This is a genomic window from Bacillus sp. PS237, assembly GCF_037963345.1.
In the GTDB taxonomy this organism is placed as follows: domain Bacteria; phylum Bacillota; class Bacilli; order Bacillales; family Bacillaceae; genus Bacillus; species Bacillus subtilis.
This window is the reverse complement of sequence record NZ_CP150156.1, coordinates 1,446,832-1,463,287: the sequence shown is the minus strand read 5'-3', so window position 1 is coordinate 1,463,287 and position 16,456 is coordinate 1,446,832. Positions and strand designations below refer to the sequence as shown.

Genomic DNA, 16,456 nt, shown 5'->3' with positions numbered 1-16,456 from the left:
CTACATACTGGTTAATTAAGAATTTTATTCATTTGTTTCACAATAACCAAAACAAATACAAAAATAACAGCATTATAACTAGCAGCTGTCCAAAAGTAAAGATTCCAGTCAGTGCCTTTATACATCCAATCATCATCATGTTTCATATTATAGAAAGTTCCTTTTTTATCGTAAGTGCCAAATGTAAGAGTTGTTAAACCGGCGACACTCTTTGAAACGTCAACTCCATACATTGAACCGACATTGTCAGTATAGTTTATTTTCATATACGTGTAATCAGATAAAACTTTTTCTACCCGCTTGGTTGGCAGAGACACATATAATACAGCTGACGTATCTCCTCCGGGCCCAGCCAAATACTCTCTAGCTTTAATAAATTTTGTTTCATCAGGAAAATCTATGTGGTATAGTTTTTCAAATCTTATTATTTCATTAGAAGTAAGATTTGTATTTTGATAATACTCTGGGGAAAAAGCACAAATAATAAAGTACCAAACATTAAAGATGATAACTAAACTGCTTAAAAATAATACAACTAACTTTTTTAACAATTTCTTCAATGAATCACTCCTTAATCTTTAAAAATTATATCATAAATTTAAATAGAAAATAAAACAAGCGAACGACCAGTTTTAACGTTCGCTTGTTTTGCAGTTTATTCAGATATCATTTTTTTCTCGATAACATCTCTAAATGCTTGTGCTGTTATTTTTCCAATCTCTTCACTATAATCCTCAACATCAAAAGCACGTTTAAAGGCTAACCTAATTGGAACAACAACTGGGTCAAGGTTTGTATTTAAATAATACTCTGCTTCAGAGAAAATTTTGTCTAACGAACCATCAAATCTATTATTTACAAATTGAGTGAACCTATTCATACAGTCATTATTACTATAATAATCTCTAATTGCGATATTTAGAGGTTGTGCATTAGCACCAACTGATGTTTTATTCGCTAGATTAATTGCATCTACATCACTAAATAAATCATCTAGGCTAAATTGATACATATTACCTATTATTTTCATAGCCGCATCATAAGGCGAATTAAATTCTTGAGCGTGTAATTTCATGTCCTGTATTGTTGTTAATAGATCTCCAGTCCAACCAGCAAAATCTCGTAGTGTTTGAGAGTAACCACCACTATAAATAATGGCATTATAAGTTGCCATAAGATGCTGCGTTCCTATGACAGTTTTTGATATAGGATCAACAATTCCATTTACTAGGTCTTCCCCTAGCGCTTTACTGCCCATTCACGATAAATAGGATCAATCTGGCCTGCGGTAGGGACCCACTTCCACCCTTTGTAGTCATCCTTTCTTAAATACTGGGCAACCAACTCATTAGCTAATTGTGTTTTTTTTACCCCATTATTTAAGTCGCTTTGCATTTGAGCATATTTTTCAGCAGTTTCATATAAAACATCAATTTGATCAAAAAACTTCTTATTCTCTGAAGGCACTATATTTATGGTATTAACTCCATTATCCAAACCTGAACAAATATCATTATCAATTTCAATCATTCCAGAACCATTTCCAACAGTAATTGTTGAAATTTGGTCAAACGCCCAATTGTAAGGCAAAGGATATCCTAAGTTTCCGCTAAAGCCAGTAGACATACCACTTACAAAACTTGCAAATGCTAAACCTTTTTTAGAAACTATAGTACATACATTCCTAGGGGCATAAATACCAATTTTGTAAGTTGAACCTAAAAAACCGTTCATTATTTCATTTATACCTTCGAAGTGTGGAATAATATTGTTGTTTAAATCGTTACCATATGCATCATAATCTACTGCAAAGTATATTACAGTGTTATTTTTAAACCCGTATTCTTTTGCTGCTTTATAAGCAGCAAACGCATCTTTCTTTCCTTGTTCTTTATTAAAATAATTTGTTGCTCCCCCATAGGTTTGATAAATCGGAAAAACATTTAAACCTGATTTTAAGATAGTTTCTAATTCACCTGGTTGTATTTTTTTATTTAGTGTACTCCCCGGCGCATTTGTTAGATACCGCCCTACAATCTTATAACCTGCCCTCTTAAGGGACTCCGCCCTGTCCGATGTAATTTGAGTAATTGAGTCACAAGCAACTCCTTTTCGATTGGGGTCTCCAGTACTTACTAGAAGTGAAGCCCATGTTTGAAAGTCGGCAGTACCACTCTGTTGTAATTTTGCAAAAGACTGAAAAGCCTTTACTTTTGATCTTACAGATTCAGAGTATACTCCATCAAAAGGAACATTGTAGCCATTAAAGATTAGAGCAGCTTGAAATAAATGAATAAAACTGTTTTTTTCATCTGTTTCTCCAATTCTTAATACAGGAATCAATCTTTGAGTAGTTGGTCCAAAATTCCCATTAGCTATACTATCACTTAACCCTTCCTCGTACTGTATTGCATAAACAAGAGACTTTTGAGTATCCCTTGAATACAGGCCATCACAGGGCATAAAGTAGAAATTCTCTCTATTGTAATATTTATTATTTAGCCATTGCTGTATTGAACGAACTTTCTCTGACGCCCCATTTAAAAGGATATAAGAGTCCATGTTTAATAAAGCTTTAAACACCTTAGGCGTTACTACACCGTCTGTTTTAGAAAGCCCCATATGCAATTGCATTTCTGCTATCGCCTCTTTCGTTCCCTGACCAAATGTACCCGTTAATCCACCTGGACCATAACCTTTACAATAAAGAGCACCTTGAATAATTTTCACAATATTTTTTTTTGAATTAGTTGACGTAGAAATCGGGCCTAATTCTTTAAGCTTTCTTAAAGTTGTAGGACCAAAACTGTCGGAAGTCTGTGTAATTCCCAATTCTAGTTGTAATGCTCTAGTTAATGCATACATTGTTTTCCAGCCAGTTTTCCCATTTTCCTCAATGGAATTGTAGCCACTTTTTCCTTTGTACGTTTCATTGAGCCATTCCTGAGTTAATAATACCATCTCGTCCATTATATTACCTTCCTCCCAATCTGATGTAACCTTGAAACCTTTCATTCTTATAATTTCTCTTTTTAGTTAACGAAGTAATTATATGAATGTTTTATTTGAAATCTAAGTTCTTCATATTTCGTCTCCCCTTTTAAAATATACCTTTCATATATTAGGTGGCTTACGTATGACACAACACCTCATAAACAAATAAAGCTCTATGTGTTATCAAATTGGATAGGAAGAAGGTTAATTGTGGAGGTATTACATTCGAACATAAAAGTTCTTAATAACTTAAATATTCACTTATAAATATTCAGATTAAAACGGATAAGGATTCAGCCATTGCCCCCCGTCCATTGTGATACAATCCCCGTTTATATAGGATGCTTCATCAGAAAGCAAAAACGCTGCCAAAGCGGCGATTTCCTCCGGTGTGCCCAATCGGCCGAGCGGCACACTGTTCATCGTGCGGGCCATCGCTTTTTCCGATTCAAATAGCTTCTCCGCACCGCCTGTTCGTTCAATCGGTCCGGGGGCTATCGCGTTTGTACGAATGCCGTATTTGCTCCCCCATTCAACGGCCAGCGTTCTTGTCAATGACAATACCCCCGCTTTGGCTGCAGCGGAATGAACGACCCCCGCTCCCGCTCCCCAAGCGTACGTGGCTGCCATATTTAAAATGACACCCTGCTGCTTCTGGTCAATCCAATGCCTTGCCGCTGCTTGGCTGCAAAAAAATGTGCCGTTTAAAACAATCTCAATAACGGCTTTCCATCCATTGGGCGTCAGCTTTTCTGCCGGACAAATAAAGTTTCCGGCCGCGTTGTTAATCAGCGCGTCAAGCCGGCCAAAGGCTTTTACCGCTTCTTTAATCATGTCTGAAGCGGCGGAATCGGAACGGACATCCATTTGAAAACAAGCGACCTGTCCCTCAAAGGTCTGAATTTCTTTTTTTGTTTCCTCAAGTGCCTCATGGTTCCTCCCTGTCACCATAACGTGCCACCCTAATTCAGCCTGTTTTTTTGCCATCGCTTTTCCCATGCCGCTTGACCCGCCGGTAATAATTACCGCCTTTTTTTCCATGTTTATCCCTCCAATTGTGAATGATTATTCATTCAATAATATTCTATCATTATATCCCTGCCTCTGTCAGCACATGCTCATATGAGATTTTTATCAGATACAGATGATATAATAGAAAAACTCTATTAAAGGTTGGTTTGAAATGAAAAAGATGTCCAGAAGACAATTTCTAAAAGGAATGTTCGGCGCTCTTGCTGCCGGGGCTTTAACGGCCGGCGGGGGATATGGCTATGCCAGGTATCTCGAGCCGCATATGATCGAGACAACCGAACACACAATAAAAAGCTCTCTCATCCCGCACGGATTTGACGGTTTTAAAATCGTGCAGTTCAGCGATGCACACTTGAGTGATTACTTTACTCTCGAAGATTTAAAAACTGTCATTCTTACAATTAATGAATCTAAACCTGATCTCATTGTTTTTACAGGTGATATTATTGATAATCCTGATACGTACCAGCACCACCAGGCAGTCATTCCATTATTGAGAAAGCTTAATGCTCCCTTCGGCAAGCTTTGTATTTACGGCAATCATGATCACGGAGGCTATGGAACTGCCGTTTACAAAAGCCTGATGACGGCCGGAGGTTTCACGGTATATCGCAATGGCTATCAAACATTGTCACTCGCAGATGGCAGCAAAATCGAGATTGCTTCGCTTGATGACTTAATGCTGGGAAACCCAGATTATGAAGGCACCCTTTCAAGGCTGAGCGACAGACTTTTTTCCATTCTTCTCGTCCATGAACCTGATGCAGCCTTGAAAACAACAGATTATCCCGTGAACCTTCAGCTTTCCGGCCATACACACGGCGGCCAGATTCAGCTGCCTTTTTACGGACCGATTATTACGCCTCCATATGGAAAAGTCTACACAGAGGGAATGTATCAAACGGGCAGCACTCATATTTACGTAAACCGAGGCCTCGGGATGACCAGGCTGCCTTTGCGGTTTCTTGCCAAGCCTGAAATCACTGTCTTCACCTTAAAAAGCACAAATTAATGTAGCAGGATGGGCTCCTCATCAATACTTATAAGTAAAAAAGGAGGATGAGGAAACTGCTTACGTACCAGGTGAAGCAAGGTGATACACTGAACAGCATCGCGGCTGATTTCAGAATCAGCACGGCTGCATTACTCCAGGCTAATCCGTCACTGCAGGCAGGGCTCACCGCGGGACAGTCCATAGTCATCCCCGGACTGCCGGACCCTTATACAATTCCGTATCATATCGCAGTCTCAATCGGAGCGAAGACCCTTACGCTGTCCCTAAATAATCGGGTAATGAAAACCTATCCCATCGCCGTTGGTAAAATACTAACGCAAACGCCTACTGGCGAGTTTTACATTATTAACCGCCAGCGCAATCCCGGCGGCCCATTTGGCGCTTATTGGCTGAGCCTTTCAAAGCAGCACTACGGAATACATGGGACGAATAATCCCGCTTCGATTGGTAAGGCTGTTTCTAAAGGCTGCATTCGCATGCATAACAAAGACGTGATCGAACTTGCTTCAATTGTGCCAAACGGAACGAGAGTCACGATTAACCGGTAATGTTTTCTTATTTGTTTCAAAAACAGGCGGTTTATAATATGATAAAGTGGGACCTTTAGGGTAAGGAGCGTTTTTATGGATATATTTAAAAATCGTAATTTTGTTCGTCTATTTTTCGCAGCACTCGCTTCTCAAATGGGCACGACAGTAGGCAACATGGCCTTTGCTTTTTTTTTGCTGGACCGATTCAGCAGCCAGCCTTCATATACGACCTTGGCGGAGCTGATGTATTCTCTTCCGACCATATTTGTATTTCTGATCGTGGGAGTCGTCGCGGACCGGTTTGATAGAAAAAAGGTGGCAGAAAATTGTGATTGGATCAGAGCAGGCCTGACTGTCGTGCTTTTTTTCACTTTATTTACCGGCAATATTCCTCTTGTTTTTTGTATCTTATTTATCAGAAGCGCTGTAACAAAGTTTTTCTTTCCGGCAGAAAACAGTTTGGTACAAGCCATTCTGCCGAAGGAGCATTATGCGAAAGCGGCAGGGCTTAATCAGATGCTTTTTAGCATTTTTATGGTGTTTGGAGTCGGCATAGGCGCGTTTATGTACAACACAATCGGTATTGAAGGCGCCATTATTCTTGATTTTGTCAGCTTTATCATTTCCGGGCTGCTGATCCGCAGCTGCCGGATTCCAAAAGAAGCCCGACAGCCAAACGGTGCATTCAGCTGGAGAAAGACTTCTGTTAAGGATTCAATAAATGACTTTAGAGAAGGCATCCTCTATATTTTAAAAAACAAATTGCTGGCATCTCTTATTTTTGGCTTCTTCATTTTTGGATTTGTCAATGGAGGATTCGCCGTATTGCCGATGTTTACAATGAAATATGGATTGGCGCCTGACCGTTATGAGTGGCATACGTCTGTATTTACGATCGCACTCGGGTTTGGGCTTCTGGCAGGAAGCGTAATCGGCACGCTCATCTCTAAAAAAGTGAAGCCGCACTTTTTAATGTCGATACCGATTTTCATTGCAGGTTTGCTGATCTTCGTCCTCGGCTACACCAATATTTTATGGGTGTATTACGCGGCAGCTTTTGCACTGGGAATGTGTATCGGACCGATCAACATTGCAATCGGAGGGTGGATGCCAAAAATTGTTCATCCAAAACTGATGGGACGTGTAAGCGGCATGCAGGACCCTTTTATGATGTTTGCACAATCTTTGACACTCGGCTTAGTCGCGCTGTTATTCCCTAAGTTTGTTTCAAACATTGATTATCTTTATTACGGCATGGGTGTTATTATCCTGCTCGTTTTTATTTTTTATTTTATTGCACTGCCAAAATACAGTGCTCAGGCTGTGGAAGTGAATGTTCAGGAAGCATTTCAAGAACAGCCGAAAAAGAAGGCAAGATCTGTATAATGCAGGTTAAAAATGCGCTTTTTTTCTTAGAAAAAAGCGCATTTTTACATTCAATATTTGCATTTCAACTTTAAAAAAGTATAATCTAAACATATAGAAATTGATAAGAGCAAAGGAGAGAAATAATGGACGACCATGCATATACGAAAGATCTGCAGCCAACCGTAGAAAATCTTTCAAAAGCAGTTTACACTGTGAACCGCCATGCAAAAACCGCCCCCAACCCTAAATACCTATATCTGCTGAAAAAACGGGCTTTGCAAAAGCTTGTCAAAGAAGGTAAAGGAAAGAAAATAGGGCTTCATTTTTCAAAAAATCCAAGGTTCAGCCAACAGCAATCGGACGTGCTTATCTCAATCGGAGACTACTATTTTCACATGCCTCCAACTAAAGAAGACTTCGAACATCTTCCGCATTTAGGTACACTTAATCAATCGTATCGAAATCCTAAAGCTCAAATGTCTTTAACAAAAGCGAAACACCTATTGCAAGAATATGTCGGCATGAAAGAAAAGCCGCTAGTGCCAAATCGCCAGCAGCCAGCTTACCATAAACCGGTCTTTAAAAAACTTGGCGAGAGTTACTTTTAAAATAAAAACAGCCGTGCCTCTTTCTGGCAACGGCTGTTTTTATTTATTCAATAACATACGTATCCACTTTTTTAATCAAATCACTGATCTCAGGCTTGCTGATTTGCTCATCTGCGCCTACAACTTCGCCGCGGTGACGCAGATCATCCGTAATTAACGATGAGAAAATCATAACCGGCACATCTGAGCTTTTCGGATTTTCCTTCAGCAGCTTTGTGAGCCTGTGTCCGTCCATTTTTGGCATTTCAATATCAGTGATGATCATATCAATCTGTTTTGATAAATCAGTTTCGTTTTCAGCAAGGTTCATAATGTATTCATATGCCTCTTTTCCATTTTCAAACGAAGCGATATTGTTGTACCCTGCTTCTTTTAATTCATCCTGCAAGAGGCGCATCAAAAGCGGTGAGTCCTCTACAATGATAAGCTTTTTATCAGTTCTTCTTTCATCGAAGCCCTCGGTATGCATATTATACGTGTCAACACCTGAATCTGATTCAATGTCATAAATAATTTTTTCATAGTCAGGCAAAAAGATCATCAGGTCTTCGAGCTTAATAATACCGGTAAGGTGCCGCTCCATTCCTTGATTTAACGATGTCGGCTTTTCAATCGCTTCCCAGGATACTCTGTGAATTTGAGAAACAGAGCCGACATGAAAAACAATTTTCCGTTTATTAAATTCAGTCACGATATATTTCTCATCTTTTGATCCTTCAGGCTCTACTCCAAAAAATGAGAAGAGACTGATCACAGGGAGGATTTCTCCTCTGAGTTTAATCATTCCTTCTACATGCTGATGGGAGTGAGGCACTGATGTCACCTCGACAGGCTGAATAATTTCTCTTACCTTCATGACGTTAATTCCGAAAGCATTTTCACCCACGCCAAACTTCACAATTTCTAATTCATTTGTACCAGAATCCAATAAAATTTCGTATTGTTGTAACGACAATTCAATCCCTCGCTATTCGCATTCAGTATTGTACTGTATATATCGGCGTAATTTGTAAAAAGTGAATGGCAGCTCTTCAAAATCGAATTCCGAAGGCAACAAGCCGCGTTCCTCAAAAAAGAAACTTTTTTCCTAATAACCATTGACTTTCCAACTAACAGTGATAAAATAGTCAAGGATTTTTCCAAAGAAGGGTGTAAATAATGGGTACCTTAGTAATATTTAAAGAAAACGAAATGACTGTTTTAGAGGATATCAGTGAAGAAACTTACCTGAATATGAAGAAAGAATCAGCTGACCTTCAAGAAGAGCATCCTCCGTATCTGATTTGGCACGAAGACCTTCATTTTGATTATGGCTATTAATGAAATTGGCACATATAAACAATAATAGAACATGATACAATAAAGACAATCAAATCGCTGGTTGTCTTCTTTTTTTCTGAAAAGAAAGGTATGTTTAGAAAAAAGGCGCATACAATCGAAATATATCAGTTAAAAAGGTGACAAATGATCAGCTAGTGGTAAAATAGGATAAACTCATTATATTTGTTAAGGTGATGAATTATGGAACATTTGCTGAATCCGAAAGCAAGAGAGATCGAAATTTCAGGAATACGCAAATTCTCGAATCTTGTAGCCCAACACGAAGACGTCATTTCACTTACAATCGGCCAGCCTGATTTTTTCACACCGCATCATGTGAAAGCTGCCGCAAAAAAAGCCATTGATGAAAACGTGACGTCATATACTCCGAATGCCGGCTACCTGGAGCTGAGACAAGCTGTGCAGCTTTATATGAAGAAAAAAGCGGATTTCAACTATGATGCTGAATCTGAAATTATCATCACAACAGGCGCAAGCCAAGCCATTGATGCTGCATTCCGGACGATTTTATCTCCCGGTGATGAAGTCATTATGCCAGGGCCTATTTATCCGGGCTATGAACCTATTATCAATTTGTGCGGGGCCAAGCCTGTCATTGTTGATACTACGTCACACGGCTTTAAGCTTACCGCCCGGCTGATTGAAGATGCTCTGACACCCAACACCAAGTGTGTCGTGCTTCCTTATCCGTCAAACCCTACCGGCGTGACTTTATCTGAAGAAGAACTGAAAAGCATCGCAGCTCTCTTAAAAGGCAGAAATGTCTTCGTATTGTCTGATGAAATATACAGTGAATTAACATATGACAGACCGCATTACTCCATCGCAACCTATTTGCGGGATCAAACGATTGTCATTAACGGGTTGTCAAAATCACACAGCATGACCGGTTGGAGAATTGGATTTTTATTTGCACCGAAAGACATTGCAAAGCACATTTTAAAGGTTCATCAATACAATGTGTCGTGCGCCTCATCCATTTCTCAAAAAGCCGCGCTTGAAGCTGTCACAAACGGCTTTGACGATGCATTGATTATGAGAGAACAATACAAAAAACGTCTGGACTATGTTTATGACCGTCTTGTTTCCATGGGACTTGACGTAGTTAAACCGTCCGGTGCGTTTTATATCTTCCCTTCTATTAAATCATTTGGAATGACTTCATTTGATTTTAGTATGGCTCTTTTGGAAGACGCTGGCGTGGCACTCGTGCCGGGCAGCTCGTTCTCAACATATGGTGAAGGATATGTAAGGCTGTCTTTTGCATGCTCAATGGACACGCTGAGAGAAGGCCTAGACCGTTTAGAATTATTTGTATTAAAAAAACGTGAAGCAATGCAGACGATAAACAACGGCGTTTAAGCCGTTGTTTTTATTTTTTTGGAAATGAAATTTTAAACGCTGTGCCTTTTTCAGGATGGCTGTCCACATGTATAACTCCCTGATGGTTTTCAATGATATTAAATGTCACCATTAATCCAAGCCCCGTACCTTTTTCTTTTGTTGTTAAAAATGGCTCTCCAATCCGGTTTAGTACCTTTTCAGGTATACCTTCCCCTTCGTCTTTGACAGTAACATGAACAGAATGCTCATCTTCGGTTATGATAATGTCTACTGTTCCCCCATCAGGCATTGATTCAACTGCATTTTTGATTAAATTAATGAATACCTGCTTTAATTGGTTTTGATCCCCGTTTATATAAATGCTGTCTTTTTCATAACTTGTTCTGATAAAAATGCCATTTAAATTCGCCTGCGTTTCTAACAGGGCTGAAACCTCACCAATTAATTTTTTCAAGTTCAAATATTCTTTGACAGCATTTTGCTGAGGTTTCGCCAGCATGAGCAGTTCACTGAGTATTAATTCGATACGGCTGAGTTCAGAAAACACAATATCAAAGTAATGTTCGTTGCCTTCCATTGTCGGTTTCATCAGCTGTAAAAATCCTTTGATCGCTGTAAGAGGGTTGCGGATCTCATGGGCGATTCCCGCCGCGAGCTGCCCTGCGATTGATAATTTTTCCGATTTCAGCATCAATTCTTCTGTTTGTTTTCTCTCTGAGATGTCCCGAAGAATGACCTGGACGGCCGCTTCACCAAAAAAGGTCGTCGGAATGCAGACCATCTCCGTATAGATGACCCTGTTCTGAAAGGTGAACCAGGATTGCTTGACAATTTCAGATTCTGTTTTTTGCTCGGCAATGTTTTGGATTCTCTCTTTTACATCCTCGTGATCGCAAGGATGCAGCTGATCGTATATGTTTTTGCCAATTAAATCCTCATATGTAGCCGCTTCAAACAGGGAAATTCCCGATTCATTCATAAATACCCATTTTCCATTGTGAATCACCGCAATGGTATCAATGGAATTTTGAATCAGCAGCTGATATCGTTCACGGCTTTTTTGCAGGATGGTTTGGAATTTTTTCCTTGAAGAGATATCGATCAGCAGCAGCAGCTCAGCCTGCTGGTTTTTGTAGACGGTCGGGGATGCTTTCACTTCTAAATGAACAGGTGTGCCATCAAGCCTTTTCCACGTCTGTTCAATCATTCCGACTTCCATTCCTTTTTGCATTCGTATAATCCTGTTTTTCACGATATCATGATATTCTTCTTCAATAAATTCATAGGACGATTTACCAATAATAGCATCCTTGCTTTTGGCTCCCAGCATTGAAAGCATCGCGCTGTTTACATAGACGATCTTGCCTTTGACACTGATGCATAGCGGACTCGGGAGATTTTCAACCAACCGTTCATAATCATCCGTTATATATGTAGTCGATTCCGGGCTTGCAGGTTCGATTTCATGTTTTTCGCAGTTTAGGGATTGATGGCCTGTTTCTTCTTCAAGAACCTTCATTTTCAAAATGATTTCCCGTTCTGTCCGCTCAGCTCTTGTCGTAACAATTTCTACCGCAGCCTCCACCCACACAATCGTATGATCTTTTTTAATAAAACGAAAGGTGCACGGCATCAGATGATGTTCATTATAAAAATAGCTTTCAACCAAAAATTGGTCTTCCTCATGCAGAAACGTTTTGAGGAATGATCCGATCATCTCTCCTTGGAGATAGCCCAAATGCAGTTTGGAGTTGGCAGATATATAAATGATGCGTCCATTAGAGGCCAAGACTGCATGAATATCGGTTTTTGTTTGAAGTGGTTTAACATGCTGCGTATCCTGTTCCACAGAATCCCTCCTTTGCATGATCATCGTGTTTCGACATATACAGATTGACTTTTACCTAGTATGATTCGCTAGAAAATGAGTATTCTCCTTCTATTCTTATGGTGAACGTCAATTTTTGAATAAAAGAAAGGGCACACAATCTTTTAGTTGTGCACCCTGTTTTTTATTTTTTACTGTGTTTTTTTTCGAGCTCTGCGTAGGCGTGGATAGCTCTTTTGGCAATAATTTTATTGATCTTATCATCATCATCTACTGATGGAACAACAACACTAAAGGCCACTTTTGGTTTTTTCGACGGGTAATAGCCGACAAAAGTCAGATTGTATGTTTTTTTCCCCCACCAGTTGCGATTCGTGCCGTAGTAAAATGTTTCCGCTGTTCCCGTTTTCCCTGATACATCTTCTGTAAACGTATTTTTTGCTGTCCCTGAAGAAGTGACTAATTTCATGCCTGTTTGTACTTGTTTCAAATCGCTCTCTGAATTATTAATCTTATTGAGTACTTTAGGTTTCCTATGTTCAATCGCCTTACCCAGCTGGTCTTTTTTTCCTGGCTTATGAATACTTGTGACGATTCTAGGCTGAACACGATAGCCACCATTGGCGATTACTGAGATGTATTGAGCCATTTGAAGCGGTGTGTATGTATCGTATTGGCCAATTGCTAAGTCTAAAATTAATCCTCCTACAGTTTTAGGTGTGGTTTGCATTCCGGCTGATTCCTGCGGGAGATCAATACCTGTCTTTACTCCCAGACCAAACTGGCTGTAATAGTTTCTCATTTTCAGTAGATCGTTCTGATCAGCCGGGAGAGATCCATGCGGCTTGTATGTTACGCCTGCAATATGCATGGCAACATTGAACATATATACGTTTGAACTTTTTTGCAATGCGGTTAATTCATTGATGGTTCCCATATTAGTATAAGATTTTTTTATAAGATTCGTTCCTAAAAGCATTGGAGCATCGATATAATATTTATAATGCGGGATCCCGTCCTGATAGCCGGCTAGCACGGTGGCCCCCTTTACTGCTGATCCCATTTCATATTGGGTGGTAAATGCCCCTATCGCATAATCTTCAATTTTGTTGGTTTTTAAATCTATCTTTTTCCCTGCCATTGATAAAATATCGCCGTTATTCGGGTCCATCATTACGGCAAAGGCTCTGTCAAGCATGTAATTTCCGCGTGCACGGCTGTTTCTTACTTCTTCTTCAATGATCTTTTCTACCTTTGCCTGAAGCTCCATGTCAAAAGAAAGCTGAAGATCGTATCCCCTGCTGCCCTTATCAATGGTTTTTTGGCTGACGACATTTCCTTTATTATCTTCTACGTATTCCACTTTTTCTTTATGCGAATTTAAATATTCTTCATATTGATACTCTAAATAACTTTTTCCCACCCTGTCATTATTCGCATAGCCTCTTGTTAAGTAGAAATCTTTCCGGTCGCTCAGCAGGCCCTGATCAGGTGTCGTGACGCCCCCGAAAACAGAATAAAGGGTTTTGTCATAAGGATATTTTCGTGTCCAATCGTTTACGATATCGATTCCCGGAAGTTCTTCTAAATGCTCAGAAACAATGGAAATTTCATCATATGTTAAGTCATTTTTTGGTCTTTGCGAGGAGTTTTTCTTCTCATCAAGCAGCGCTCCGTTTTTTCCATTGCTATTGCTCTTATTTGGATTCATTGCCTTTACGATTTGAGGTTCGTAAGCATTTCCGCTTGAAAACCTTGTATATATCGCAGCAGTTTCCATTTCTTCGTCATCTTGCTGAATAGCCTTTAATTCTTGATCCGGAACACGCTCTATTTGAAGCTTGTAAGCCTGGTCTCCTTTCAGATTGCTTTCTGATTCCTTAAGCAGAGCGGCGGCTTTTTTCGGATGAGCTGCGATCCAGTAATCACGAAGATCCCTTTCCTTCAAAAATTCGGTATCAATATGAATGAAAGAAGCAAGCCGCTTCGCTGTTTTGATTTTATCTTCTGTTTTTGTGCTAGATGTTGATACATACACAATTTCTGGAACGCTCTGGTTGTCGACAGCAACTTTCTGGTTTCTGTCGTACATCTTCCCGCGAGGCGCAGGATAGTAAGCTGTTTTTGCATTTGATTTCTCAGCGTCTTCTTCATGCTGTTCGCCTTCAACAATTTGAACAACCCCGAGCTTAAAAATTAATGCAGTGAATAGAACAAAGACAGCTAGGAAAAAAAGGTTCATTCTGATTGCTCTGTTTCCTTTGCTCTTTTTCTTTGGTTCACGTCCTATTTCAGTCACTTCTGGTTACCCCTCTCAAATCATTCAATATATTTACATATACTGAGATTAATTGTAACACCTTTGTAATAGTTGTTACAGCGAAAAGGAGTAAAAAAAGCTGTCAATATAAAAACACATTAAAATATAACTAACGGTTCAAAAAAAAGGAAGCTATGTAACGGTACGATAAAATCATATATACCGCTGATTCCCTTATTCTTAGTGATTCAACGGATTTACTTTACGAAAATGACAATCTCTATTTGTCAAAGGAAAGTGCTGGAATCTTTATGACAAAAAAGCTATGTTATGATTTTTCTGTAGAAACAAACAACTCTAGGAGGTTACGAACTAATGAAGAAAGCATTTATTTTATCTGCTGCCGCTGCGGTTGGATTATTCACATTCGGGGGCGTACAGCAAGCATCAGCGAAAGAACTCTCCTGCCAGCCTGTGGTTACAGTAAAAACGGGGAACACAGTACAAAACATGTCACTTAACGATGCAGTGAAAAAACTGCATATTAACACAAATATCAAAACGTTAAACGCTGCAAACGAAAAAGAGATGAAGCAGCTTCTTCAAAAACATGCGAAGCAATCTAACGTGAAAGTTCAGGATGTTCAAAAGACAGAAACGGCAAAACCTGCACAAAAGACTACTGAAAAAGCAGCTGCTGATCAAAACACTGCTTCTAAAGCACCCGCAACTGCTGAAAAAACAAACACAACAACGTCTGCACCTTCATCTGTAAGTGCATATGAGAAAAAAGTTGTTGAACTTACAAATGCAGAAAGACAAAAACAAGGCTTAAAACCGCTTCAAATTGATGAAACGTTAAGCAAATCTGCACGCGCAAAATCTCAGGATATGAAAGACAAAAACTACTTTGATCACCAAAGCCCAACATACGGCTCACCGTTTGATATGATGAAATCTTTCGGAATCAGCTACAAAACAGCAGGTGAAAACATTGCGAAGGGCCAAAAGACACCAGAAGAAGTAGTAAAAGCTTGGATGAACAGTGAAGGACACAGAAAAAACATTCTAAACCCTAACTTTACTCACATCGGTGTTGGTTACGTTGAGTCTGGAAGCATCTGGACACAACAATTCATCGGAAAATAATAAAAAAAGATTGCCTGTTTCGTACAGGCAATCTTTTTTTATTTCACCCAAAGCTTATATATACTCTGTGTTCCGCTGTTTTCTTCACCTTGAGCAGCTAGCTTGTCATATAAAGATTTTGCGAGCGACAAGCCTGGCATTTCTTCCCCCATTAATTCTGCTTCCTCTAGTGCAATTCCCATATCCTTAATAAAATGCTTCACATAAAATCCCGGTTCAAAGTTGCCTTGCAGCATACGGGGAGCAAGATTTGACAATGACCAGCTTCCGGCTGCGCCCGTTGTGATGCTTTTCAGAACATTTTCCGGCTCTAGGCCTGATTTTTGGGCATAAGCCATCGCTTCAGCAACACCGATCATACCGGCTGCAATTGCAATCTGATTGCACATCTTGGTATGCTGTCCGCTTCCAGCCGGTCCTTGATACTGAATATTCTCTCCCATTAAAGAGAAAATCGGCATGCAGGCTTCAAAAGCTTCTTTTTCTCCACCGACCATAATCGCGAGTGTTCCGTTTTGTGCACCGATGTCTCCACCGGAAACAGGAGCGTCTAAAGCGAACAATGCTTTTTCTTTGGCCGCTTCAGCAATCTTCTTCGCAAGCGAAGGCTTAGATGTCGTCATATCAATAAGATATGCACCTTCTTTTGCGTTTTCAATAATTCCATTGCTTCCGAAATACACTTCTTCAACATCACTGGGATAGCCGACCATTGTGATGATAACATCCGCTTCTTTCGAAAGATCTTTGACCGTATCTTTCCAGATCGCGCCTTTTTGAAGTATGCTTTCTGCTTTTTCTTTTGTCCGGGTGTACACCAATACAGGATGGCCGTCATTGAGAATATGTGATGCCATGCTTTTTCCCATTACTCCAAGACCGATAAAACCAATTGTTTTTTTCAAGGTCATTCCTCCCAGATGTTTCGTTTAGATTTTAGTTAAAATTTATCATTTTTCCTTCATTTTCTAGACTACCATATCTATT

The 16,456-nt window shown here is 39.7% G+C and carries 15 protein-coding genes; 7 read left to right on the top strand and 8 right to left on the bottom strand.

Annotation, left to right across the window (positions count from 1 at the left end; translation table 11 throughout):
* Positions 1–11 precede the first annotated feature (11 nt).
* The 4 genes from NST22_RS07645 to fadH form a co-directional block, all read right to left on the bottom strand.
* Positions 12–560, bottom strand: coding sequence for a hypothetical protein (locus NST22_RS07645; protein ID WP_003244760.1), 549 nt, complete (start codon positions 558–560; stop codon positions 12–14).
* 95 nt (positions 561–655) lie between these two features.
* The gene (locus tag NST22_RS07640) at positions 656–1,174 is read right to left on the bottom strand and encodes a hypothetical protein (RefSeq protein ID WP_010886501.1); all 519 of its coding nucleotides are present in this window, start codon (positions 1,172–1,174) and stop codon (positions 656–658) included.
* A gap of 65 nt (positions 1,175–1,239) precedes the next feature.
* Positions 1,240–2,970 (bottom strand): glycoside hydrolase domain-containing protein, encoded by a 1,731-nt coding sequence (locus NST22_RS07635; protein WP_003244990.1) that lies wholly within the window; start codon positions 2,968–2,970, stop codon positions 1,240–1,242.
* Between the two features lie 300 nt (positions 2,971–3,270).
* The gene (fadH, locus tag NST22_RS07630; protein WP_003232398.1) at positions 3,271–4,035 is read right to left on the bottom strand and encodes a 2,4-dienoyl-CoA reductase; all 765 of its coding nucleotides are present in this window, start codon (positions 4,033–4,035) and stop codon (positions 3,271–3,273) included.
* A 142-nt stretch (positions 4,036–4,177) separates the two neighbouring features.
* On the opposite strand from fadH, the gene NST22_RS07625 reads away from it, so the two are divergent.
* The 4 genes from NST22_RS07625 to NST22_RS07610 all read left to right on the top strand — a co-directional run bounded on the left by NST22_RS07625 (position 4,178) and on the right by NST22_RS07610 (position 7,547).
* The gene (locus NST22_RS07625; RefSeq protein ID WP_003232400.1) at positions 4,178–5,038 is read left to right on the top strand and encodes a metallophosphoesterase; all 861 of its coding nucleotides are present in this window, start codon (positions 4,178–4,180) and stop codon (positions 5,036–5,038) included.
* Between the two features lie 56 nt (positions 5,039–5,094).
* On the top strand, positions 5,095–5,589 hold the full coding sequence (locus NST22_RS07620) for a L,D-transpeptidase family protein (protein ID WP_010886500.1): 495 nt from the start codon (positions 5,095–5,097) through the stop codon (positions 5,587–5,589).
* Between the two features lie 75 nt (positions 5,590–5,664).
* Positions 5,665–6,957: an MFS transporter gene (locus NST22_RS07615; RefSeq protein WP_003245267.1), complete on the top strand. Its 1,293-nt coding sequence runs from the start codon at positions 5,665–5,667 to the stop codon at positions 6,955–6,957.
* A gap of 125 nt (positions 6,958–7,082) precedes the next feature.
* Complete coding sequence (locus tag NST22_RS07610) at positions 7,083–7,547, top strand: YkyB family protein (protein ID WP_003232406.1); 465 nt, start codon at positions 7,083–7,085, stop codon at positions 7,545–7,547.
* 43 nt (positions 7,548–7,590) lie between these two features.
* Here the strand turns inward: NST22_RS07610 and cheV are convergent, their stop codons facing one another.
* On the bottom strand, positions 7,591–8,502 hold the full coding sequence (cheV, locus tag NST22_RS07605; RefSeq protein ID WP_009967126.1) for a chemotaxis protein CheV: 912 nt from the start codon (positions 8,500–8,502) through the stop codon (positions 7,591–7,593).
* Between the two features lie 203 nt (positions 8,503–8,705).
* Between cheV and NST22_RS07600 the strand changes: the two genes are divergently transcribed.
* Positions 8,706–8,867 carry a hypothetical protein gene (locus NST22_RS07600; protein ID WP_003245246.1) on the top strand — a complete coding sequence of 54 codons (162 nt, stop codon included), beginning with the start codon at positions 8,706–8,708 and terminating at the stop codon, positions 8,865–8,867.
* Between the two features lie 201 nt (positions 8,868–9,068).
* Positions 9,069–10,250: an aminotransferase A gene (locus NST22_RS07595; protein ID WP_003232415.1), complete on the top strand. Its 1,182-nt coding sequence runs from the start codon at positions 9,069–9,071 to the stop codon at positions 10,248–10,250.
* Positions 10,251–10,260: 10 nt separating this feature from the next.
* Here the strand turns inward: NST22_RS07595 and kinA are convergent, their stop codons facing one another.
* Together kinA and NST22_RS07585 are read right to left on the bottom strand one after the other, a co-directional pair.
* Positions 10,261–12,081, bottom strand: a complete 1,821-nt coding sequence (gene kinA / locus NST22_RS07590) for a sporulation histidine kinase KinA (RefSeq protein WP_003245779.1) — start codon at positions 12,079–12,081, stop codon at positions 10,261–10,263.
* A gap of 163 nt (positions 12,082–12,244) precedes the next feature.
* Positions 12,245–14,359: a penicillin-binding protein 2 gene (locus NST22_RS07585; RefSeq protein WP_003245075.1), complete on the bottom strand. Its 2,115-nt coding sequence runs from the start codon at positions 14,357–14,359 to the stop codon at positions 12,245–12,247.
* A gap of 336 nt (positions 14,360–14,695) precedes the next feature.
* Between NST22_RS07585 and NST22_RS07580 the strand changes: the two genes are divergently transcribed.
* Positions 14,696–15,469, top strand: coding sequence for a CAP domain-containing protein (locus tag NST22_RS07580; protein ID WP_003244693.1), 774 nt, complete (start codon positions 14,696–14,698; stop codon positions 15,467–15,469).
* Between the two features lie 38 nt (positions 15,470–15,507).
* Here the strand turns inward: NST22_RS07580 and NST22_RS07575 are convergent, their stop codons facing one another.
* Entirely contained in the window at positions 15,508–16,374 is an 867-nt protein-coding gene (locus NST22_RS07575) for an NAD(P)-dependent oxidoreductase (protein WP_003245029.1), read from the bottom strand.
* Positions 16,375–16,456: the final 82 nt, after the last annotated feature.